Source organism: Nonomuraea sp. NPDC004702 (assembly GCF_053601695.1).
Window position 1 is genome coordinate 1 of the sequence record NZ_JBSGCE010000098.1, and the last position, 22,452, is coordinate 22,452.

The window sequence follows — 22,452 nt, forward strand, 5'->3', positions numbered from 1 at the left end:
GTTGGAAGACACGGGATCAAGGTAGCGCCACCACCGGCCAGCCACATGAAACCGCAGCTCAACTAGATGATCCAAATAAGCTCAGTGGCATTGCCACAGGGGCCATCTTCGCCAGCCACCGCTGCTGGCCTGCGGTAATAGGATGAAAGAGGCTCCGTAAGTCCTTTCGCGCTAAATAGGGTCATCTTCGATGAATTGAGGGATGGGGATCGCCCGGACGACCGCGATCGCTTGATGTAGGCAGGGGCGCGGCTTGGTGGGAACCAATTGGAGATATCAAGGTGGCGACAGAGCGCTCGCCAATGGCGCGGGTGTGGAGTCAAGGCCGTTGCGTTCTCGGTTGGTGAGACTGCTGCACCCCTGGGCCGAGTGGCCCAGTGAGGGCGCCCCAGTGCGGAGATGACAAACGCGACCCCTGATGATCGTCGGTGTCTAGCCAGTCGATCAAGAACAGGGGCCGCGTTCGCGTGCCATCATCCCCGATCAACGTGCTCTCCCGCCACTTGGAGCACGTCACCCTCACCGACCCGGCCATCGACCTGCCCACCCTGGCCGTGGTATTGGACACCGTGCCCGACCCCCGCGGCTGCGGGGGATGCCGCTACCAGCGAGGACCGATCCTCGCCTTAACCCTGCTCGCCGTCCTCAGCGGAGCAACATCACTGGCGCAGCTCGCCAGGTTCATCGCCGGGTACGACCCCGCCCCGCGCATCCGACTCGGCCTCCGTGCCACGACGCGGCCGGCCGCCTCCACCCTCGGACGGCTGCTGGCCCGCCTGGACGGCGACGCCTTCGACGCCGCGACCTGCGGCTACCTCGCCGCACTGGCCACCTGCCAACCACCCGAACAGGCGACCCCCACCCGAACGCCCCCGCTCGGCCTGGCCGTGGACGGCAAGACCCTGCGCGGCAGCCGCACCCCCGACGGCGCGGTCCACCTGCTGGCCGCCATCCGCCACGACACCCAGACCGTCCTGGCCCAACGCCAGATCGAGGCCAAGAGCGACGAAATCCCCGCCTTCACACCCCTGCCGCGCGACCTGGACCTGCCCGGCACGGTCATCACCGCCGACGCCCCGCACACCCAGCACGACCACGCCCAGCAGATCACCGCCGCGGGCGGCCACTACTTGTTCATCGTCAATGGCAACCAGCCCACGCTCCTGCGCCGGCTCAAGGCCCTGCCCTGGCGCGAGGCCATCCTCAACGCCCGCACCGACGAGACCGGACACGGCCGCCGCGAGATCCGCCGCATGAAGTTCCGCACCGTCCGGCCCGGCCTGCCCTTTCCTCACGCGGCTCAGGCCGTCCAGGTCAAACGCCGCCGCACCGACCACAGAACCGGCAAGACCGCCATCGTCATGATCTACGCGATCACCAGTCTCCCACCGGGCCGGATCACCCACGCCCAGCTCGCCGCATTGATTCGCGGCCCCTGGAGCATCGAGGCCATGCACCACATCCGCGATGTCACCTACCACGAAGACGCCTGTCGGGTCCGGACCGGAGCAGCTCCGCGCATCCTGGCCAGTCTGCGCAACCTGGCCATCGGCCTGGCCCGCCTACTCGGCTGGACCAACATCGCCCGCGCCGCCGACTACTACCGCGGCCACCCAGCCGACGGCTTGCATCTACTCGGTCTCACGACCTGAGAACGCTACGGCCCTGGGTGTGGAGTGGGCGCGGTTGAGGCCCGGCTGACCGCGCGATGCCCAGCGATGATGGCGAGGCCCCTAGAACAGGGTGCGGACCGTGCCTCTCCTGCGCTGATCATCCCCTGCTGACGATGGTCTTCACGCCGGCGCCAGTCAATGCCTTGATGTGGTCGGCCGCCGGGGCCCCACGCATGTCATGGGTAGCGCCCGGCGGCGTGGGCGAGGTCCGCACCAGCTAGCCCGCAGGATGGGCCATGCCGGCGCGTTCCTCCTCCCCCACCGATGTTCGCCATGTTCATCGCTGGAGTACGGCCGCTCGCCGACTCTGCGAGGCGCCCGGACGAGGTGCGCCCTCATGGCGCAAACCGGCGGACTCGTAGGACGGCACGCCCCGGCATGCGCGCCCTCGGCCGGCGCCGCCGCCGGTGCCACACATTCGCTGACGTGGTACCAAGCCGCAGCTGTACCGGCGGCAACACGGCACTAGGTTTCGCTGCTACGCGTGTGGGTCAGGATCTGCGGTGTTCGCCTGACCGGGCCCAACCGACGCGAACGGCCACGACGCTCAGCCCACTGGCTGTGAATCAGCTCGGCCAGGCGGATGAGGGTGTGGTTGGCCAGCGCGATCGAGGCACGGTCAGACAGCACCGAGCCCCCAGTTGGGGCATCCGATCTTGGTCGACCGCCGCCCCACCGGAAGCCTTCTCTCAACCGCCATCCCTCCTGCGCCAGCCCGCCGCGCCCCAGAACCATCAGGCTGGAAAGGCTCGCGACGGGAGCGCGTCGGTTCGTGAGACTCCCCGATTTCGGGCTCTTCCACAAAGTGCTGCTCAAGTCCAGCGTCTAGGTCCCCGGCGACCGTGAAGGGAGAAGGGACGGGCCTCCCGCGGCTCACGCTGCTACTGGTACCGATTGGTCGCCACCCGCTGCAGCCAGCGCTTTATCTGGGCACGGTTGGTCAGGAACACCACTTGCTTGCCGACGCAGTACTGGTTGATCTTTGCCAAGACCTGGGGGCGCATCGTACGCCGGTAGGAGGCGACGTAACGGACAACTCCCCAGTGGACGCGGTTGAAGACACCCTGGGCGTGCTGTCCGGCGCCATGCCGCACCTGGCGGGACAGGATGCCCCACAAGGCGGCCGGGGTGGAGACGTCCATCATCACCACGGTGTCGCAGGCCTCCAGCCTGACCCGCAGGGAGGAGTTGTAGTTGCCGTCAACGACCCAGCGCGGAGCGGCGACGAGCTCGCGCTGGGCGGCCTCGAACTCCTCGCTTGGCAGCGCGTTCCACTCATCGTCGTAGAAGACGCTGTCAAGGTGAATAACCGGCACTCGGAGCAAGCGGCCGAGTTCGCGGGCGAGGTAGGACTTGCCGCTGCCACAGGACCCGACGACGGCGACCCGGTTCATCTGCATGGCCCTCCAACATAGTCATCGCAGCCCCTGCCCGGCACGCTCGGGGTGGGTGGCGAGCAGGATGTCCGAGACGGTATCCCGGTGGCTGGGCCGAAGGGCTCTCGCTCGGCCAGGCGGGCGCCGATCCGCTCCTCACGCGCCCAGGAATGGCTCTGGCGGCTACGTCCATTGTCCAGCAGCGCCATCGGGCGGTGCTCCTCGACGGTTCGTGACCGGGTCCCCGAGCGAACGCAGCTGGCGCTGCACACATTGTCGAGCCGAGTGCCGCGCCAACGGCAGGTGGGGCTGAGCACGCTGGCTCGCCTCGTCGGCGCAGCGGATCCGCGCCTCCCGGTCCCGCGCCGTGTTCCGCCAGTGGCCAGGGTCCTTCACCCAGGTGGCGATCGCCGCTTCGTCGCGGCCGGCGCAGCGCTGGGGCGCCCGCGGGCTCCGGCCCATTCGATACGACGGATGGCAATCCAGCGCCGCGCGTACGACAGGCGGAATAACTGGCCGGCCAGCGCCGTGGAGCGCGCCACGGTCCACCGTTGATCCTCACGCCATCTCCACGCGGCCGGACCTCTGCCTCGCGCCATGCCTTTGCCAGACAGAGGCCGACTTACGTGAGACCCCGAGCTTCCTGGCCACCGCGGCGAACAATCCGGCGGCCTCCAAGCGGGCCTGTTCACGCTTGGCTCACCCCGCTGGGGATGCTCCTGTGGATGTCAAGAGGAGCTTTCCTGATCACTTGACGCGATTATCCGGTAGAGATCGCGGGCTATGTAGCTTCGGACAGCGGATGATCTCCTTCTTCGACAGGCCGTCCTGGGTGCGTCGTTCCATGTAGGCGCGCGTGCGGGGGTCCCAGCGCACGCGACGCGGGACCACGCGGTAGAGGGCTGCGTTGGCTTGGCGGTCGCCGCCGCGGTTGAGGCGGTGCCAGGTGGTCTTGCCGGAGGAGGCGGGGATCGACGCGACGCCGCGAAGCATGGCGAGGCGGCTTCGCTGTGCGGTCGGTCGTGGTTCTCGTCGGCGGTGACCAGGAGCTGGCCAGCGGTGTCGGTGCCAACGCCGTGTGTGGCGGCCAGCCGGGGGTTGATCGCGGTCACCAGGGCGGATAGGAACTCGTCGAGGTGGGCGATCTCGTCGGACAGCTGCTGATGGCGGCAGGCAAGGCAACGCGGCGCGGCGCGGTCCGGCTGGCGGTGGCAGGGTCAGCGGCGGCGCCGCGGTCGGGACGCGGGGCCGCGCAAGTGGCGATCAGTTGCGTGATCGACAGGCCGCGCAGGTGTTCGCGCACGTCATGTGGCGGTCACGATCAGGGCCTTGCTGGCGTTGGGTGTCGGCGCGCTGGTCGACGGCTCTGCGCCGGGCCTCGCGCGGGTTGCGCAACGCCTCGATGCGACCGTCACGCTGCTTTGGCGTGCCAGTCCGATCCCCGCGAGCGCGGTTTTGGCGGCGGCGATGGCGTCTATCGAGTGGGGCTTTCCCTGGAAGCGGCGGGTTTTGCGGTCGGGCCGGTCGATCTCAACCACGTCGATGTGCTCGGTCCGCGGCAGGCGTGCCGGGCTGTTCCAGAGACGCCGGTGCCCTCGACTCCGAGCGCCGATGGAGTCATGGCAGATGAGGTCAAGGCGATGTCCGGCGTCGATGACCGTTCCCGCCTTCGCGCGATCGCCAAGGCGGTGACATGGGCCACTGGCCGTACTGTCTGCCTGGCCGGTGCTGCGGCCTTCGGTGCGTTTGGGAAGGCGCTCACCATTGGCGGCGACGCCGCCAGTAGCCTGTCGAAAGCAGGTGGCGTCTGTAGGCCTCAGTATCGTAGTCCTATGTCGCTAACCGCATGGGCCTTCAGTCTTTCGCGACAACACCTCGCCGAGGCGCTGCCGCGTCGGTGGGCCCATGTTCAAGGCGTTGCTGCCCAGGCGCGGATGCTTCAGCCCGTCATGGGCCCCGACGCGGAGCTGCTAGTGGCTGCTGCGGTTCTCCATGACATCGGTTATGCGCCAAACCTCGCGACTTCCGGATTTCATCCCCTTGATGGCGCGAGATTTCTCCAAGGGATCGGCGCTCCTCAACGGCTCGTGAACCTCATCGCGCATCACACGTATGCGCGCCTTGAAGCGCGCATACGTGGCCTGGAGCATGATCTTGCGGTGTTTGACGACGAAGGACCTTCGGTAGTTCGAGATGCGCTCTGGTATTGCGATATCACGACGACTCCCGATGGTAATCCAACAGCTGGCCCTGAGCGTATCGCTGAGATCAAAGAGCGCTATGGCCCAGATAGTCTGGTGACACAGTTCATCGTTGAGGCATCACCTGAGCTGCTTGCTGCCGCGAAGCGAACGGAGAACCGTTTGCGATCTTTCACAGGTATATCCTAGACAGATGACTACCTTCAGAGCGAATCTCATGGTCGATTCGCAGCCGCGCAGTTGGATGGATATCGAGAAGCTCGGAGGTCTTCTTGTCCGATCCATCGAGGTGATCTCAGCGAAGCGAATCGGGCGATAGAGCACAGCCGGGACACAGAAATGTTCACTATCGAAATGAAGCGAGACTGCAACGGCGATGTGAACTCGCCGGAGAGGCTGCCCGCTTCGCGAACTCTGAGCACGGAGGCATCTTGTTCGCTGTAGTTAGCTCCGAAAAGCAGCGAGGGCGTGACGTTCTAAGCGAATAAACTCACTTTCCTGTCGACGGACCAAGGGGGTTGAACGATGTCATCAATCCGTCGATTCGCATATACGGCCACCCATTGGCCGTCCCATACTAAAGAGCAAGCCGTCGAGGCGATAGGTTAGCTTGCACGTCAATTCCCTCAGCCCGAAGACCGTGAACTTTCCTATTCATGGCACTTTATGGATGGTAAATGTCAGCACGGAACAAATTCTATCGTCCGCCGCCGAGAGAATTATTCAATACCAGTGACTTCGAGAGATCCATGCGATGCTTGCAGCCGGACGGGCGCTTTGAGGCGAGAAGCAGACATGCGCGAGGAATAATCAAGGTGACTTTCATGCCCGATAGAACGAGCGTGAAGCATCTGGCTGTGGTTAACTGGTCGTTCTGTACGGTAGCCTGGCGTAAAACTTGAGTGAGCCTTTTTCATCCTCCTTGCCCGGTTCTCCTGAGCAGGACTGATGGCGCATCCACCGGCCAGGGCTCAGCCGCCAGGAGGTCTGGGCCTGGCCACAGTCCACAGGCTCCATCCTTGTCAAGCCACCGCTCCTGACCTGCGGCAATATGACTGAAGATCTCATTGATCACTACCTTCGACGCAAGGGGAACTGGTTGTGCAGGGTTATACGCAGGTCCTGACCACTGTATCGAGCGCCGAGGAAGGCGCCGCTCTGGCGCAAACAATCACTTCGGCGCGTCTAGCCGCGTGCGTTCAAATCGTAGGGCCGATCCGTTCCGTTTACTGGTGGGAGGGAAAGGTTGAGACTACCCAGGAATGGCAGTTACTCATCAAGACAACCGTCGACGCCTTCGCCGCACTCGAAGTGCACATAAAAGAACACCACTCCTACGACACGCCGGAGATAATCGCAACGGAGATCATCGACGGCAGCCCTGAATACCTGAGCTGGATTAGCGACGAGACGAAGCGAAATGGCGATTAGTTGTGGCGAAAACCTCTACAGGAGCACGGGCGGCGGTCTGATTCCGCCATCGGGCCAGCCCTTGGCCGATCGTCCCGAAACCAGGTAGCCGCATAAGGAATTTTGTGTCTCTCACCAAGAAAGCCCCGTCCTTGCGAGTTCGCATGCCGTTGCATGAGCCTTGAGAAAGGAGATCTCAGGTCAGTTCGTAGGCAGGGCAGAGCGGATTTGGGAGACAGGGCCAGGTCGCGCTGGCCTGGTAACCGCCATCCTTTGCTCAAACAAGCGGAGCTGCCGAGATGTGCTTCGTAATCGCGGGTGAGGCGGCGGTGGAGCATCAGCCAGCCGAAGGTGCGCTCGGCCACCCAGCGGCGTGGTAATGGGGTGGACCCCTCGTGGCAAGTCGCGGCGGACGACTTCGACGTCGACTCCGAAGCAGCGGCGCCATCGATGACGGCGATTACCCATCGTGCGCCACTCGCTCTCTCACGCACCCCTTCAGCACCTTGCTCAACTCCCGCATGGAGATTCCGACTGCGAGGTACGTCGAAACGCAGCCGGGTTCGAGCCCTTTCCGGCGAGCGGTCAAAGTGGTGCCTTGGTCCGAGGCGATGACGAGGCCGCCGCGCTCGGCCGCGATCATCGCGTCTCCTGGGCCACTACTACCGCTACATCCACGACGGAATCGAGGTCCTCAGCTCCATCTTCAGATCTCCCCGAGGAGCTGCCTCGCGCCCAGGCGAGGGGCTTGCGCACGTGATTCCTGATCTCGATCGGCCGCTGCGCCGAACAGGCCATCCGTGTCAAAGGCGAGGTGATCGACGCCTGGCACTCGGGTAAGGCTCACCAGCACACTGGTGAGCCTTCGTGGCTATCCCATCTATTGGTGAGGATGAGGAGACAGGAGGACGGGAAGTGACTGGACGGAGTTGGAGAACAGGGAGGGGACAGGATTGAGGTCGCCGGTGGGCACGGCTGGCCGCATGTCTGGGTAGCGTTCGAAGAGGGCGGCCAGCGCAAGGGTAGCTTCCAGGCGGGCCAGTGAGGCTCCTGGACAGGCGTGGGGGCCGCCGCCGAAGGCCAGATGCCTGCTGGGCGGCCGGTTCCAGTTGAAGACGTCGGCGTCGGTACCGTGCTGGGCGGGGTCACGGCCGAGAAGACTGTAGGGGGCTAAGATCGCGTCACCCGCGGGGATGGTGACACCGGCGATGGTCAGATCGGTTCGGGGATAGCGGGCCATGAAGTTGCCGATCGGTGCGTCCCAGCGCAGGACCTCTTCCACCACGGCGGCCCAAGTGTCCTCTGGAGTCGCGGCGGCCTGCCGCAGAGCCGCGTTCAGCTGGCCGGGGTGGGTGAGCAGGGCACGAACCGCGTTGAGGAGCAGGCTGAGGGTGGTCTCATGCCCGGCAGCGATCATCAGCCATAGGGTGCCGACGAGCTCCTCGTCGGTGAGCGCGTCAGGGTCATGGCGTTGGAGTTGGATCAGGTCGGTAGTGAGGTCGGCCGCGGGTTTATGGTGGTGTTCCTGGACGAGCCTCGTAAGCACGTTGGTGATATCGGCTTGTGTCTGGATCACCTCCCGCGCGGGTGTGGTGGATCGAAAGATGGATTCGACGAGGTGCCGCAGATGGGGCCTGTCGGTTTCGGGGACGCCAACGAGTTCGCAGATGACGGCCATCGGGATGGGATAGGCGAAGTGCTGGCGCAGGTCGACTGTGCCAGTGCTGTCGGCGTGGGATGGCAGCGCGTCGATGACCTCAGCGATGAGGGCGGTGATGCGAGGGCGCATCTCGTGCAGGCGCCGCGCGGTGAGGGTTCTGGTCACCGGCCGGCGGAGTCGTTGGTGCGTGGTGCCGTCGGCGGTGACCATGTTGGTGACCTTGAGCATGCCGGTGAGGGGCCAGTCATCGGGGATGTCACCGTTGCGGACGCAGGTCCAGGTTCGCCAGTCCTTGCTGATGTCGGGGTTGGTGAGGACGCTGTACAGAAGGTCGTGGCGTGTGATGGCCCAGGCGGGGATGTCGTCGGGCAGCAGAACACGTACGACGGGACCGGCGGCGCGCAGCCGGGCTGCTTCGCCGTGGTGGTCGGCGCCGTATTGGTCCAAGGTGATGACAGGAATGGCGTGATTGTCGGATGCGGCGGATGGGGCCGGTCCGGTGTCGTCGGGGTTGGCCGCGGGAGTGGACTGATGTGGAGCGGGCACCGATTCCTCCAGCACGATGGGGTGAGGTGTTGGGTTACGACGTGGTCACCGAGAGCGGGGGCCTGGCGGGAAGGTCACAGGCAGGACGGCTGGGCAGCGCGTCCACGGTGAGGGCCGCAAGGGTATGTCCTGCGGTGGGAGAGCCAGTTTCATGCCTGGCAGATGGGTGAAGGCGGTCTCCACCGCGGCGCGGGTGATGAGGCGTGCCGGGTCGCGGGAGGGACATTGATGGGGTCCGACGCTGAAGGCCAGGTAGGAGCGGTTGCCTAGCGCCATGACGGCGTCCTGGGTAACGACCCGAGTGTCGCTGTTGGCCGCGGCCAGACCAAGGACGAGGGCGTCTCCGGCACGGATGAGGCGGCCGCCTAGTTTGGTGTCGCGTAGGGCGAAGCGTGTGGGCATGTGGGTCATGGGTGGGTCCCGCCATAGCACCTCATGGAGCGCCTCGTTGATGCCCAGGCGGCCGCCGTTGACGCGGCCGGCCAGGCGTGGGTCGGTCAGCATCATCCTCAGTGTTTGCGCGATCCAGATCAAGGTGGTCTCGTAGCCGGCGCTGATCATCACGACCATCGACTGGAGGATCTCGGCGTCGTTGCGCAGGAGAGGATGGGTGATGAGCGCGTGAGTCAGGTCATCGGCGGGCTGGCGGCGGCGGGCGTGTATCACCTCGGCGAGCAGGTCTTCGAAGGAGGCGTTGCCCGCTTGGGAGTCGGCGCCGCTGCCGAATAGGGCCATGAGCCCAGCCAGGAGTTCGAGTCCTTTGCTGGTTTCGATGCCGAACAGGCTGGCGACGGCGAGCATCGGAACGATCGCGGCGTAGTCGCTGATCAAGTCGGCGTGGCTGCGGGTGGCGAATCCGCTGACGAGGTCGGCGCAGATGGTTTCGACCGAGCGGCGTAGCCGGCGCGGGTCGATGCGAGAGACTAGATCATCCAGGGGGGCGCGAAGACGGCGGTGTTCGCGCCCGTCATGGCCGATCACGTTGGCGCGCCAGAACATCATCGGCCCGAGGCCGCTGTCGGGGGCGACGATGCCATCGCGCAGATCGCGCCAGTTTCGGGCATCGCGGGAGTACAGGGCTTCGTTGCGGGCGATGATGGTGATCTCTTCCCAGCCCATGACAAGCCAGGCCCGCACGCCGGGCTCGAGCTCGACGGGGGCCACCTGGCCCCAGTGGTCGCGCAGGTGCCGGTAGAGGATCGCGGGATCGGCGGCGGCGGTGATCTGCGACAGCGACACCAGTTCGGTGGGGTGCGCGTGACGTGCTGTGGCCGGCGGTGGGGATGGCTGGTGGGAGTGCATGATGGTGTGAGTCCTGAGTTGTCGAGGTTATGGGTGGGCGGGGGTGAGTGCGGCCACGTGCTCGACGAGGGTGATCAGCGCGGCGCGGGCGGAGGTTCGGTCACGGGCATCACAGGATGTCAGCGGGGTGCCTGGTGGCAGGTCGAGGGCGTCGCGCAGTCTGGCCAGAGGGTAGGGGTGGCTGTCGGGGAAGATGTTGGCGGCCACGGCGAAAGGCAGATCGCTGAAGCTTTCGAGCTGGTCGAGCACGTCGAAGCTGTCATCCAGGCGGCGGGTGTCCACCAACGCCAGCGCGCCGACGGCACCGTAGGCCAGGTCGTCCCAGATGCGCCAGAATCGGTGCTGGCCGGGGGCGCCGAACAGGTACAGGGCCAAGGTGGAGCTGATGGTGATGCGGCCGAAGTCGAGGGCGACGGTGGTTTCGTGCTTGGCAGGCAGATGGGTCAGGTCGTCGACGCCGACGCTGGCGGCTGTCATGGCTTCTTCGGTGCGTAGCGGCGCGATTTCCGATACAGAGCCGATTAGCGTGGTTTTGCCGACACCGAAGCCGCCGACGACGAGGATCTTCGCGGTTTGCTGCACCGTGGTGGGGAGGTAGGGGTATCGATCAGAGGTTACGGAGGCCATCGAGTAACTCCAGCAGCATGGTCAGGTCGGGGCGGCCGGCTTGCGGGATGGGTGAGCGGGCGTGTAGGCGTCCGGAGTCGACGAGGTCGCCCACCACGATGGTGATCACGCTGACCGGCAGGCGAAGGCGGGCGGCGACCTCGACCAAGGGGTGCAGACGGGCGCACATGGCCAGCACTTCGCGCTGCTCGTTGGTGGCCGTCAGGGGCAGGGGCGGGCCGTCTGGTACGGCCATGAGGAGGGTGTTGACACCGATCTTGGCACGGGAGGGGCGCACTCGTCCGCCTCGCATGACGTAGGGCCGCACCGCAAGGTCGTCGTAGGGCTGCGGGGCGGCGGGGTCGTTCATGTGCCAGATGCGGTGCGTGGTGGTGTACTGAAGGTCTGCTGTCCCAGGCGCTGGATCAGTTCCTGCATGCGCTGTGATACCACGCGGGGATCCACTTGTGGGCTCGCCACGACGACGAGTCTGGAGCCCTCGCCAGCGATCCGGATGAACAGATGTCCGCCGTCGAAGGTGAACAGGCCTGTGTCGATGGCGCAGGTGTTCTGGCCGTATTCTCTGCCGACTTGGAGCCCGAGCGATGTGAGTCCGGCCGTTGTGGCGGCCAGGCGGTCCGCTTGGTCCCGGCTGGTGCTCTCGCACCAGGTTTTGGCCAGTCCGTCGGCGGTGGAGAGCACGACGTGCCGTACTCCGGGTGTGTCGACGACCTCTTGGATGATCCACTTGTTGTCGATCATGATGATTCCTCTTCAGCGGGAGTTGCGGGTGGGCTGGCCGGGCGGTTGTGAGGCTGAAGGGTGGGAGATCGCATGCCTTGAGCTCCCGCCAGGTAGTCGGCCAGGAAGTCACTGCGGTCGGGTATCACGTCGGAGACCGGATGGGGTGGTGCTGGGGGCTGTGCGGTGTCGACAGGGGGTGCCTGATGGCGAGGGGAACGTCGGTTTGGTAGGGGCGGGGCGTTCGTCTGCGCGGAGGGTTGAGGGATCGGCGCATTCCTGATCACCGTTGGGGTGGGCTGGCCGGTGGGAGAGATGGCGGGCGCTGTGGGGGGAGCGGGAGGGGACGCGGCCGCGGGCATGCCCGTGGCCGGGAGGGTGCTCGTAGGGGCGGAGGCGGCGCTGTCGGCTCGTTGCGCGTGTGTGGGTACGCCCTGGTCCATGATCTCTATGAGTTCTTCTCGGACGAGCACTACGGCGCGCACACCGCCGAGGGGCGATTGGGTCAGCGTTACACGGATGCCGTGTCGCTGGGCGAGCGTACCTACCACGTGCAGACCGGTTTGCAGGGCGTCTACGAGGTCTTCCAGTTGAGGCACACGCTCGCCTGAGGCGATGGCGTTGTACGCCGATAGCCGGTATTCGTCCATGCCGACGCCGCCGTCGTCGATGACGATGGCGGCTCCGCGTTGCACTTGGCGTACGTCGACCTCGACCACGATGTTGGGTGGGGAGCATGTGGTGGCGTTGGCCAGGAGTTCTGCCACCAGGTGGATGAGCTGTTCGACGACGGCGGCTGTGGCGGCCAGGGTGGGATCACCGGTCACCTTGATGCGGCGATAGTCCAGGATCCGGCCGGAGGCGGCACGGACGATCTCGACCAGGCGGTAGGCGGTGCGCCACTGTTGCCCGGGCCAGTCACCGCACAGCACGGCCAAGGATTGCGCGGCTCGGGCCTGTTGGGCGGCAGCGTGATCGATGTGCATCATGGTCGCCTGGACCAGCTCGTCATCCAGCCTGGCCTCGGCTATGTCCGTGGCATGTTGCTGGATGCGGTGCGCCGAGGGCTGCACGCGCCGGGCGAGTGCGATGAGCACTTGCCGGAGGGCATCCCGCCGGTCCCGCTGCTGCTCCATGACAGCGTCGACGACGTGGACGACGTCCTCCACGCGCGTGAGGATCTCATCGCCGAGGCAGGGTTCGTAGGGCGGGGCTGGGACTGTGGTGCGGGCGATCACAGCCGGCAGGCGAGTCTCGAGGAGGTGGGTCATCAGGCGTCGCACGGCGCCGCTCATCTCAGCCGTGGCCGCGTGCACGCGCTCACGGACGCGATCGTCGGTTTCCGCCCGCAGGCGCGTCTCCCGGGAACTGAACGCGACCGCCTGCTGTTCTTGATCAACCTTGAGGCGGATGAGCCTCGTGTTCAGCTGCCAGACGGCGCTCGTGACGACGCACCCGCCGACCAGGGTGCCCAGACACAGCGCCAGGGAGACGGAGCGTGGGCCGGCGTTGAGAAGCACGATCAGCAGGGCGATCGCGCACCCGCTGCCGAGCATGCCACCGATCTGGGCGACCGGCGCGAGCCAGCGTCTTTCCGGGGAAAGCCGAGGCTGCGGAGAAGGGGAGTGAACCATGGTCACCTTCGTGTCGGGGACAGAGAACAGTTGAGAGATCGGCTGCGAGGGCGCCTCGCGGCGAGCGCAACCTCGCGAGCCATTCGCCCCGGCTGGCCGCACCAGGGCGGGATGCTGTGAGCGCGCCCGAGGGGCTCGGCGCGCTCCTCGAGGCGACCGGGTGCGTGAGATGCCGTCGGCTCCAGGGTCATCGCAGACTGCTCGCTCGGCGCCGGACGGTTTCGACTACCCCGACCGGCATCTCGCGCCAGCCGCGTGACGTCTCGCGGCTGGCCGGCTCCCTCACCTGGAACCGTGCTCGCATGGGTATGTCGGTGCTGTCGCGTGGGCGGCGGAAGCTGCCGAGGTCGACCACGGTCGGCGTGCGGTCGCTCGTCATGGAGGGCGAGCTGGCATCGGCGCACTCGGCAACGCCCCTCAGAAGGCCCATGCCTGTGAGGAGATGTGGCAGTCTCATGACGCGGTGATTTCTGTGAGGATGTTGGACAGCTTCTTCCGGGGTGAGGGCGCTCTTGGCCGAGGCATGGATCAACCTTCGCCTTGGCGGTTCGGCGTTACTCGCCTCCTTCGATGGCAGTCACGGGGGAAGCGGGAGGCGCGCGGTGATCAGAATCAGTTCTCGATTGAGACGCCGGACCACCGGCGAGGGCCACCCAGCACGCCTGAGGAGCTCGCGGTGTTGTCTGGGGTTGCGAACACGTCCCTGTGGTGTCAGTGCCATCCACCACAGGTCCACGCTGAGACCGTCCTGGGCGAGGCCCAGACGAGGGAGAGCCGGCTCGATGAGCCACAGCTCGGCCCGGCCCACACCGGTCATGCCCGCGACCATGTGGCGCAGCAGGTCCAGTGCTTGCTGGTCGCCGAGTTGGCACAGGACGCTGTCCAGCAGGAACAGCGGCCGGTAGGTCATCGGTACCCCGCCCCGCAGGACGTCGACTACCCGTTTGTCGTGCCAGCGGATCAGAACGTCGTCATGGTGGAGCTGTGCTCGGGTTTCGGCCGTGAGGTGCGAATTGAGCAGCATGCCCTTCAGCCGGGGATGGCGAGTGAGCAGTGCTGTGAGCACGATGCCGTGCCCTCCGACATCGATGACCTTCTCGACGTCGTGCGGATCGAGCTCGGAGATCAGAGCGGCCGCGGTGGCGCTGCGGTCGCGCAGGTGCTCCAGCAGCATCTCGGCGACCCGCGGGGGTGCCGCATCGCGCCAGCCGTGCAGGGAGGTCCAGGGCCCGTCCTGAGGGCCGGTTCCCGTCCTGACGGCGTTTAGGATTCGGCGTCCCAGTTCCGCCCAGGCGGGTGGCCCGCTGGTGGGCGTCGTGGAGGAGACGGGGGACGCCGGGCGGGCCATGAGGTGTCCGGTCTTGGTCAGACTCCAGGCTCTGGAACGTCCCCGCGTGATCCAGAGCCGGGCCTGAGCCCAGCGCAGCAGCCGGACCAGGTTTTCGGTTTGCTGTTCTTGGGTGGGAGATGGGAGCCGGTGCGGGGACAGGAGGTCCGCGGTCGAGGCCGGGCCTCGGCGGAGACGTTCCAGGGCGCCCAAGGCGTGCAGCGCGTGCAGAGCGGCCTGGACGGTCTCCTGGATGAGTGGGCTCATCGGGGCGCTCGTAGAGAGCGGCGGCCGGTACGCGTCGGAAGGGGGCAACGCGGTGCTGGTCATATGGGGGAAAATCCTGTTCGGGTACGAGGCGGCCCAGTGGGCACCGCGTCGGTCGTGCGTGTGTGCGATACGGCTGGGGGACGCTCGGGCGGTCCCCGTCATGGCGGCGGTGGGGCGCCAACGGCGGGCGGTCTCGCCTCAGGTATCCGGTGCGGCGCGCGCCCATGGCCGAGGAAGCGGTACGCGATCCGTGGCACGGGGACGAGGTGACGGATACGGCAGCGGACGGCGCCCGTGGCGGGAGCTCGCTCGCCACCTGGCCCGGCACATGAGCGAGTACAGACGCCTGCCATGTCTCCAGGGGTCATCGTGCTCGCGAGGGAGACGGGGAGACGAGAGGACCGCTCGCCACTGACATCATCGGCGCCCGGCTGTGCGGCGCGTGGGCAGATGGACGACAGGCGGTGATGATCAGCTGCGGTCCGGCCTCCCGGATCCCGGTGGGACGCAAGCCCGCCTTGCCGAGCAGCGCGGTGTACTCCCTCAGCGTGCGTTCGCGTCCGAGCCTGGTGCGGGTCATCTGCAACAGGTCTTGCGCGAGGGCATGATGAGCGCCGGGTGTGTCGGGCAGCACCGACTGGACGAGCCACAGGACGCTGGAGGAGCCAGCTCGGTCCATAGCGCCGGCGACGCTTGCCAAAAGCCTCAGCCCTTCGTCCGCCGCCAGCGTGTTCATCACCTCCCACAGCAGGAACACCGGGCGACCCCACGGGCCGGAGACGCCCGAGAAGCCATCGCCACCGACGCGCCCTTTCCAGCGCCCCTCACGACCATGGAGGCCACGCAGCCGTTCGATGGCGCCTTCACGCTCTCCCAGGGAAGCGTGGACGCCGGTGAGATGAGGGAGGCGACGAAGGATCTCATCCAGCAAGATGGCGTTCCCGCCGATGGTGACCACATGGGAGATCCGCTGGGCGGGCGTGCCTTCGATGGCCGCGGCGATGCCAGCTGCCATCGTGGTGCTCCGGTTGGCGTGAAAAGCGGCGATGTGGGTCTGCGCTTGTGCCGATTCGACTGCCAGTGGACTGTCGGCCGAGTCGGCGCCGTTCAGCGCCACGGGTCGGCCTGTGCGCAGAGTCTCGCCCATGTTGGCCAGCGGCTCCCACCAGGGCCGCAGCGCGTAGGTCAGCACCGCGGGCCGCATCGAGACCGGCCTGCTGGTGAGTAAGGCCCCTAGGGCGGTCTGCCGGTAGAAGCCCGCCGGTGTCGCGGCCAGCCAATCCTGCGACAGCCCGATTCGCAAGAGCCGGGCCAATGCCTGTCTCGAGAGATCGAGCTTGTCGCCGTGCTCGGCGGCTACACGCCCGCACCAGGCGCGCAACTCAGGGAAGGTGGCGGCTCCCATCTCCAGACGATCAGGCACGCGAAGCTCGCACAACAGGCGCAGAGCCCCATACAGATCGAGCCGGTGCACGACCCTGTGGACAGACCCGCCACGGTCAGCGGTTCGCCTCGCGGAAAGCTCAAGCCTTCGAGTCGGAGATTGTCGCCACGGTGCGGCTCGGGTCACCATGGTAACGGCGGACACGGCGGCACGGCCGTCGAGGCTCTCCCCCACCTCACTCAGGTGGTAATGGCCTTCAGGGCCCAGCAGCACCCAGCCGTGTGCCCAGGCCGCGCGCAGCGTCCGTGCCAGATAGTCGCGGCTGATATTCACAGCGCGCATCGTCGATGCCGCCCATTCGGCGAGCTCATCGACGGTGGCGGCCGAATGGGCCAAACGATCGAAGACGCGTAGCTCACACAGGCTCTGCAGCGCCGCGTAGATGGCCAGGTTGTCAAGAATGTTCTGGATTCGGCGGACATCGTCGACCAGAGCCGGCTCCGGGCGGACGATCGTCATGGACGGCCTCGCAAGGACGAGGCGGGGCTGCCATCGAGCCGCCCGCGAAGACGGCTGTCGCGGGTGATGACGATCGTGCGGCCGTCCGGCCTCTTGACCGCTTCGCGCGCGCGTTCCCAAGCACCGAGGTCGCGGACTGGCGCCGCCAACTGCCACGCCTTGAGGATTCGTTGACACCACGGAGTGCCCGTGCTCGGTGCCGACGTCGCCCGGGCGGGAGGGGGCGCTGAGGTCGCGCTGTTCGCGCTAGCCCGGCGTTCGACGGCACGCGCCCGCGTGAGATCGTCTTGCGCGCGACGATATGCCCGGCCGGGCATCGACGGCGGGAAGGCCAGCCGTACTCGCCGCGGGAGTTGGTGGACGGTGTGTGACCGTTCGGCCCGCGATGGGATCCCGACAGCGGCCGGCGCCCCGTCTCGTGGACAGAGTGGCACGACGTGTTGGGGCCGCATGACGTCCGGCGATGGGACTAGGTATGAGGGCGGCACGGTGAGGTGCCGGCGGCTGGCCGGCACCTCACCGCCGCTCGGACCGCGGCTCCTGGCCAAGACCGCGGATGACTGGTCAGCGTGCCGCATGAGATGGTGCGGTGGTGTCGGGACTCCAGTCGACGACTGCCCCGCGCAAGTCGACTCCAGGGACGGGCTCCTTCTCCTGTGAGGTGGCACTTCTGGCCGGATCCCATTGCCAGACCGGGGCGAGGCCAGGTTCATGCGCAGTGCCTTGTAGCAGCCCCAAAAACTCCTCCGAGCTGCGCGCGGCAGTGGGCTGAGGCGTTTCGTCCACGTCGGCGATGGCGCCCTCGACCGTTGGGTTGGGGGTTTCGGTGGCGCACGCGTGCGAGACGATGAGGAGACTTCCGGCCGCTAGACCGTTTCGAAGTTTCGCCAGCAGCTGGGCGGGACCCCACCCCTCGGGGATGAAATGTAGGACGCCGACCAGGCTCACTACCACCGGCTGCTGGAGATCGAGCGTCCGGCTTGCCTTCTTCAAGAGCTCCTCCGGGCTGCGCAGGTCGGCCCAGATCATCGCCACCTGATCGCCTCGCAGAAGGCGCTTGCCGTGGGTGACGGCGGCCTCGTCGCTGTCGGCGTAGACCACACGCGCGCCCGGCTGTGTCTCAGCCACCACCTGGTGCACATTCAGCTCTGTCGGTAATCCAGAACCGATGTCGAGGAACTGCGTGTGCCCCAAGCTGAGCGCGTACTTTAAGGCCCGAATCAGAAACCAGCGGTTCGCTTGAACGGCCTGGCGCGCGGAGGGCATGACTCGCAGCAGTTCCCGCGCCGCCTTCCGATCGACCGCGAAGTTCTCCTCGCCGCCCAGGAGATAGTTGTACACGCGTGCCGCGCATGGCTCATCGGCGGGAACGCTATGCCGGCGGCCCGCCGTCGACTGCCCGGTCATCGCCGACCTCCCGTACGTGCGAGGCTTGGCCGGGGGCGTGGGCGTTGAACGAGGAGGGACGTCGACCTGCCGGCGTGACGGGCAGGCGTGATGTCGCGTTCAGCGGTCAAGGCGGTGCCGGCGGCCATGCCCGCGCCGGGGGTTGGGGTCGCGGTGGTGCTGGCCGGCAGCGGCCGAACAGCGGCGCGGCTCAGCTGGGCAGGCCGATTGATTCTGTCCGGCTGGCTAAGAGACTCGTGGCAGGCTAGGAGAGCACTCACCGGCATCGCCTGCGGGGACTTACCAAGAAGTGGTGGGCGAGTGAGCCACCCACGGATACCGTTGCTGTCATGGGTCGGGCCATCTCCGATCCGGGACTCCTCGCATATCCGCGAGCTATGTGACGAGCCCGTTAGTTCTTCTAGCCGTTCTTATTGGCTGCTGGATGGTGTTGGTGGCTCCGCTAGAGCGACGGTGGTGACCGATCGCGGCTCTCGGTGCGTCGCTACAGAAGTCGTTGGGCCGGGACGTGCGCCTTGGTATGGGAGAGAGCGCGTCGGCCGCGCACGCCTTACCTAGCGCCGTCGCCCAGCTGAGTGATCAGGACCTGGCGGACTGGCGGAGCCACGCAGAGGGAGATGGAGACCGCCAGGGAACTCCGGTGACGGTCTTGGGGTGTTGGGAGGTCAGTGAGGGTCTACGGTCACGGAAGGACGGCGGGCGGGCTTGGCGGGGAGCTCTCGTAGATCGACTCAAGTGGTCCGTAGCTGGTGTGTGCGCCTGGCGGAGAGTGTCGCTACACAGATCGAGCCCGGTGAGCGCGCTCCAGCTTGAGGTGCGGGTGGAGTCGGAGCGGTCGAGTTTGTGGAGCGTCGCCCGGATGACCTCTTCGGCGCACCCTTCAGGAACTCGTCGACCGCGGTCCGGCAGAGATCCTGTCGTTCCCGGCGATCGGCGCCCAAGGCGAGTCCGCTTCGGCTCCGGCGATATCCGCGCGTTAGAGCCATGCCGGCGGCGCGGGATTCCCCGGCGTTCTTCACGAGGCCCAAGCCGTAGACGAGTCGTGTGCCACGATCTTGGATCGCCTTCTCCCCATGCCGCAGAACCGCACCTCACAACTGGTCTCCGTCTTCCGGCTGAGCAGTCTTCATGCCGCCATCATGAAGACTGCTCAGCGTGCCGATCAGAACAACGACCACATTAAAGCGCTCCCCATCTCGGGGATGAAAGCCCTTCCGCCGCGGAAATATCCGGAAGAATGCGGAAGAATTTCCACCAGAGATTCCCAACCCCTCCCGCGGTGCACGGCACCCGGCCAATCCTCACCTTGCCCGCTCCCTCCGCAGCTCTTTCGCTCCCCCAACGGACCTTTCACCGGGACGGAGCGGTGGCGATGTACACCCGAGGCGGCCCCGCGCCAGGTGCGGCGTGGACGGCCAAGTCCTGAAGAGAGCGAAATCTGGAGGAATATGATGGAGAGCGGGCGGCCAGGGCTCCCGCTTTCTTCTGTCCGAAAGGTGCCATGAACGAGCATATGCCGGAGTGGGCGCGACGGCTTCGCATACTGCGTCAGCAGCGCTTCCCCGACCCCAGACAGTTTGTCGACCGGCTCTATGAGCTGGCTCCCGCCGGGTTCGCCCTGCCAGCGAGAGAAAGCATGATGCGCAATCTGCGCTTGTGGGAAGCGGGAACGACACGCCGTCCGCAGGGACGATACAGAAGTCTCATCGCCAGGGCGTTATCCATACCGGTCGAGGACCTGTTCGAGACCTACCAGGAGCAGCCCGCGCCCGGCAGGGACGGGTCAGGGATCTCGTTAGAGACAATGTGGGCCGCCGGTGGCCAGGGTCACCCAGCACCGCCTCAGACCGGGACGGGCCACAGTTCGCCTCCGCCCCGTGCGCGCAGGCGCACGGAACTCCTCGACGTTGAGATCTTCCGAAATGTTCTGGCGGCGCTCACCATCTCCGACCGCCATTTCAGCGACCAGCACGCGAGAGCGTACGCGACCGACTATCTGTTTAACGTCATCGAGCCGCGGTTACACGCACCGGCTTCGGACCATGTCCGCCAGGAACTATTCGGCGTTGTCACCGAGTTCACTCTGCGGGCCGCGGCCATGCACCTGGATGCCGGCTCGACGAGCACGTCCACGCGCTTGCTGGGCAGAGCGCGCCGTGCGGCCCAGCGGAGCGAAGATGTCACACTCAAGGCCTGGGTTTCGGCCCGGCAAGGCGAGCAGGAGATCCATCAGGCTCAACTGGCACACCTCCACCGCCACCGAGGCCATGGCGCCACTCGCATCCGGCGCGCTGTGGACTACAGCGGCAGAGGCGCCGCCCTGGCCGTCGACGCGCCACCACTCGCGAAGGCATTTCTCCTGGCCAAGCATGCCCTGGCCCTTTCGATGACCGGCGACAAACCGGCGACCATCCGAGTCGTGTCCCAGCTTCGCCGCTGCCAAGACAAGATCGGCACCGGTCGTGAGCCACAGTGGATCGGCATCTACGACCAAGCCAACATTCAGCACGAGCTGGCGCGCGTCTACTGCAATCTGAGGCTCGGAGACCAAGCCCTACAAGCCGTGGAGGCGAGCCTGCACGCCCGCAGGAGCGGCAGACCTCTCGCCTTCTCCCTGGCCGCCAAGGCGTCTGCTCACCTAACGGCGAGCGACGTAGACATCGCCCAAGCGTGTGATGTCGCCCTGCAGCTCATCGCGCTGGCCGGCCAGATGACCTCGGCCAGACTGCTCTTGCGAATCGGCGAGCTGCTTAGAGAACTCGAGGCCCACGCCAGCTTCCCAGCGGTCCGTGACGTGTGGGAAGCAGCTCGTCCCCTCCTGGCCGCCCTTCCAACAACGTGAGCGGGAGCGGCAACATGGAAGGCCCCGGCCCATCCGCTGCGCGACATCGCCATTTGTGCGGCCGGCGCCACACGGCGTGGGCGTGTTCCCGATCGGATGCCGCTCTTCCTCAGTGAAAGTCTGAGCTGGGCTTTTGTGGTCAAGGGACTTCGAGACCATCCACCGACGTCCATCGCCGTCATGGACTCCCGCTCAGCGCCTCCATCGGTTTGATCCACTTCCATGGGCGTCCACCTGTGTCCAGGGATGGGTTTGCAACGCTACTAGCAAGATCCGGTGAAGCCAGACGAAGCGATGAAATAGCCTCGACCTTCAAAGGCAGAGCAGAAGCCCTGTCAATGCGCTACTGACCTGCTCAAGTGGTGATCGGGGATGGTCGGGATGCGGTTTGTGCCACGGCGTTGCTGTACCGCGGGAGAGAAGCGTTCCCAGCGCCGACTCGACCCTTGCGCCGTAGGGCGAGCGGGCAGCAGGGGCACAAGCTGGCTCGTCGTCACTGCTAGTGAGATCTTCCCATGCGACGGGTAGCGCCCGCATGAGGCGATCGCGGCATGCGACGTCAAGAGCGATCGGTGCGTGATCGTCGTCGACAACCTCATTCGACTCCCCCAAGGGCTCCGAATATGCGATTTCCACCAGAAGACTCTAGATTGCGACCTTTACATGAGAAGTCCGCAAATGAAGCAGTTCAATCAAGAAGGGGATGAGATAATACGCCCCTTCATGAAGCCCATATTCAGTGCGACCGCATGCTCCAGAGAGACGCGCGCTTCCCCTACCGACCTAATATCCTTCGATTGGCGAAGAATTCGCAGGTACATCGGAATGTTGTCGACATAGCCCGGAGTGGAGACCCACTCCGGTCTCCACCGGACGTCCCCGGGAGACCATTCAGCCATACTTTTCGACCTCTCGTTAATAGTCGGCGCCACGTGAGATACTTCCTTCACGCGGGGTCCCGCGCGGGGAACTGCCAGTGATTGTACTTGGATTGACATCTAAGCAAATTGGCTGCTGTTCTCTGGTTCGAGGGCGGGTTGCTTCACTGAAGAGGACATCTTTCGGGTCTCCTCCAAGTTTTTTCCACTACTTCATCCTCGGCGCGTTTTCCCTTCGAGGCGCATCCATAAGCCGTTTGCCCTGTCCTCTCGCTCACTCCTCCGTAACGGTAGATATCTTGTTCCGCTGATTCCTTGACAGCGTGGCCAAGCTCTCTAGATGTGCATCTCGCGCAGCCCGGGCTCCGGCAAACTGTGCGGCGCTTCCCGCCGCAGTCAGCGCAGTCTTTGCGATGCCGCCGACGCCGTCGATCGAGCCAACGATAGTCGATACGTCGTCGTTTTCCTCAACGTTCCCCCTACCGCATTTGGGATTGCGCCAACAGGCTCTCGTCTTACTTCTCCGCAGCTCTGGGCTATTCCAGTCCTTACTGAGGTGATCTCAGCGAAATAATTCGGGCGATGAGGGATGTTCGGGACGCTGGCGGTGGCGTTTCGGGCCTTTCGGGAGAAGTCGTCGAAGGCCGGAGGCAGACCTGGAGCCTCAGGTAGATGA

At 65.9% G+C, this 22,452-nt stretch carries 16 protein-coding genes; 4 read left to right on the forward strand and 12 right to left on the reverse strand.

Going from position 1 to position 22,452, the window contains the following annotated elements; all coding sequences use genetic code 11:
* The first annotated feature begins 467 nt into the window (after nucleotides 1–467).
* Nucleotides 468–1,652, forward strand: a complete 1,185-nt coding sequence (locus ACWEJ6_RS49750) for an ISAs1 family transposase (protein ID WP_452432487.1) — start codon at nucleotides 468–470, stop codon at nucleotides 1,650–1,652.
* A gap of 902 nt (nucleotides 1,653–2,554) precedes the next feature.
* On the opposite strand, the gene ACWEJ6_RS49755 is transcribed toward ACWEJ6_RS49750, so the two are convergent.
* The 3 genes from ACWEJ6_RS49755 to ACWEJ6_RS49765 form a co-directional block, all read right to left on the reverse strand.
* On the reverse strand, nucleotides 2,555–3,073 hold the full coding sequence (locus ACWEJ6_RS49755) for a topology modulation protein (RefSeq protein ID WP_452432489.1): 519 nt from the start codon (nucleotides 3,071–3,073) through the stop codon (nucleotides 2,555–2,557).
* A gap of 723 nt (nucleotides 3,074–3,796) precedes the next feature.
* Nucleotides 3,797–4,231 carry a transposase gene (locus ACWEJ6_RS49760; protein WP_452432490.1) on the reverse strand — a complete coding sequence of 145 codons (435 nt, stop codon included), beginning with the start codon at nucleotides 4,229–4,231 and terminating at the stop codon, nucleotides 3,797–3,799.
* 122 nt (nucleotides 4,232–4,353) lie between these two features.
* Nucleotides 4,354–4,587, reverse strand: a complete 234-nt coding sequence (locus ACWEJ6_RS49765; protein WP_452432491.1) for a hypothetical protein — start codon at nucleotides 4,585–4,587, stop codon at nucleotides 4,354–4,356.
* Between the two features lie 81 nt (nucleotides 4,588–4,668).
* On the opposite strand from ACWEJ6_RS49765, the gene ACWEJ6_RS49770 reads away from it, so the two are divergent.
* A complete protein-coding gene (locus tag ACWEJ6_RS49770) occupies nucleotides 4,669–5,439 on the forward strand; it encodes an HD domain-containing protein (protein ID WP_452432493.1) in 771 nt (256 codons plus the stop codon).
* 912 nt (nucleotides 5,440–6,351) lie between these two features.
* Entirely contained in the window at nucleotides 6,352–6,681 is a 330-nt protein-coding gene (gene cutA / locus ACWEJ6_RS49775) for a divalent-cation tolerance protein CutA (protein ID WP_452432494.1), read from the forward strand.
* A gap of 859 nt (nucleotides 6,682–7,540) precedes the next feature.
* On the opposite strand, the gene ACWEJ6_RS49780 is transcribed toward cutA, so the two are convergent.
* The 9 genes from ACWEJ6_RS49780 to ACWEJ6_RS49820 form a co-directional block, all read right to left on the reverse strand.
* The gene (locus ACWEJ6_RS49780) at nucleotides 7,541–8,881 is read right to left on the reverse strand and encodes a cytochrome P450 family protein (RefSeq protein WP_452432495.1); all 1,341 of its coding nucleotides are present in this window, start codon (nucleotides 8,879–8,881) and stop codon (nucleotides 7,541–7,543) included.
* 30 nt (nucleotides 8,882–8,911) lie between these two features.
* Nucleotides 8,912–10,168 (reverse strand): cytochrome P450, encoded by a 1,257-nt coding sequence (locus tag ACWEJ6_RS49785; protein WP_452432497.1) that lies wholly within the window; start codon nucleotides 10,166–10,168, stop codon nucleotides 8,912–8,914.
* Between the two features lie 27 nt (nucleotides 10,169–10,195).
* Entirely contained in the window at nucleotides 10,196–10,795 is a 600-nt protein-coding gene (locus tag ACWEJ6_RS49790) for a GTP-binding protein (RefSeq protein ID WP_452432499.1), read from the reverse strand.
* A complete protein-coding gene (locus ACWEJ6_RS49795; protein WP_452432501.1) occupies nucleotides 10,776–11,144 on the reverse strand; it encodes a DUF742 domain-containing protein in 369 nt (122 codons plus the stop codon). The genes ACWEJ6_RS49790 and ACWEJ6_RS49795 overlap by 20 nt, the downstream gene beginning before the upstream one ends.
* Nucleotides 11,141–11,536, reverse strand: a complete 396-nt coding sequence (locus ACWEJ6_RS49800) for a roadblock/LC7 domain-containing protein (RefSeq protein WP_452432503.1) — start codon at nucleotides 11,534–11,536, stop codon at nucleotides 11,141–11,143. Before ACWEJ6_RS49800 ends, ACWEJ6_RS49795 begins: the two co-directional genes overlap by 4 nt.
* Nucleotides 11,533–13,149, reverse strand: coding sequence for an ATP-binding protein (locus ACWEJ6_RS49805; RefSeq protein ID WP_452432505.1), 1,617 nt, complete (start codon nucleotides 13,147–13,149; stop codon nucleotides 11,533–11,535). Before ACWEJ6_RS49805 ends, ACWEJ6_RS49800 begins: the two co-directional genes overlap by 4 nt.
* A gap of 577 nt (nucleotides 13,150–13,726) precedes the next feature.
* On the reverse strand, nucleotides 13,727–14,323 hold the full coding sequence (locus ACWEJ6_RS49810; RefSeq protein ID WP_452432506.1) for a methyltransferase: 597 nt from the start codon (nucleotides 14,321–14,323) through the stop codon (nucleotides 13,727–13,729).
* A gap of 787 nt (nucleotides 14,324–15,110) precedes the next feature.
* Nucleotides 15,111–16,649 (reverse strand): hypothetical protein, encoded by a 1,539-nt coding sequence (locus ACWEJ6_RS49815; RefSeq protein WP_452432508.1) that lies wholly within the window; start codon nucleotides 16,647–16,649, stop codon nucleotides 15,111–15,113.
* Between the two features lie 564 nt (nucleotides 16,650–17,213).
* Nucleotides 17,214–18,056: an SAM-dependent methyltransferase gene (locus ACWEJ6_RS49820; RefSeq protein ID WP_452432510.1), complete on the reverse strand. Its 843-nt coding sequence runs from the start codon at nucleotides 18,054–18,056 to the stop codon at nucleotides 17,214–17,216.
* Between the two features lie 1,501 nt (nucleotides 18,057–19,557).
* On the opposite strand from ACWEJ6_RS49820, the gene ACWEJ6_RS49825 reads away from it, so the two are divergent.
* Nucleotides 19,558–20,898 carry a hypothetical protein gene (locus ACWEJ6_RS49825; RefSeq protein WP_452432512.1) on the forward strand — a complete coding sequence of 447 codons (1,341 nt, stop codon included), beginning with the start codon at nucleotides 19,558–19,560 and terminating at the stop codon, nucleotides 20,896–20,898.
* Nucleotides 20,899–22,452 lie beyond the last annotated feature (1,554 nt).

Coding starts and splice junctions, on each gene's coding strand:
- ACWEJ6_RS49755 (WP_452432489.1), bottom strand. CDS start 3,073: ATGCAGATGAACCGGGTCGCCGTCGTCGGGTCCTGTGGCAGCGGCAAG.
- ACWEJ6_RS49770 (WP_452432493.1), top strand. CDS start 4,669: ATGGCAGATGAGGTCAAGGCGATGTCCGGCGTCGATGACCGTTCCCGC.
- ACWEJ6_RS49785 (WP_452432497.1), bottom strand. CDS start 10,168: ATGCACTCCCACCAGCCATCCCCACCGCCGGCCACAGCACGTCACGCG.
- ACWEJ6_RS49790 (WP_452432499.1), bottom strand. CDS start 10,795: ATGGCCTCCGTAACCTCTGATCGATACCCCTACCTCCCCACCACGGTG.
- ACWEJ6_RS49795 (WP_452432501.1), bottom strand. CDS start 11,144: ATGAACGACCCCGCCGCCCCGCAGCCCTACGACGACCTTGCGGTGCGG.
- ACWEJ6_RS49800 (WP_452432503.1), bottom strand. CDS start 11,536: ATGATCGACAACAAGTGGATCATCCAAGAGGTCGTCGACACACCCGGA.
- ACWEJ6_RS49805 (WP_452432505.1), bottom strand. CDS start 13,149: ATGGTTCACTCCCCTTCTCCGCAGCCTCGGCTTTCCCCGGAAAGACGC.
- ACWEJ6_RS49810 (WP_452432506.1), bottom strand. CDS start 14,323: ATGCTGCTGGAGCACCTGCGCGACCGCAGCGCCACCGCGGCCGCTCTG.
- ACWEJ6_RS49815 (WP_452432508.1), bottom strand. CDS start 16,649: ATGACGATCGTCCGCCCGGAGCCGGCTCTGGTCGACGATGTCCGCCGA.
- ACWEJ6_RS49820 (WP_452432510.1), bottom strand. CDS start 18,056: ATGACCGGGCAGTCGACGGCGGGCCGCCGGCATAGCGTTCCCGCCGAT.
- ACWEJ6_RS49825 (WP_452432512.1), top strand. CDS start 19,558: ATGAACGAGCATATGCCGGAGTGGGCGCGACGGCTTCGCATACTGCGT.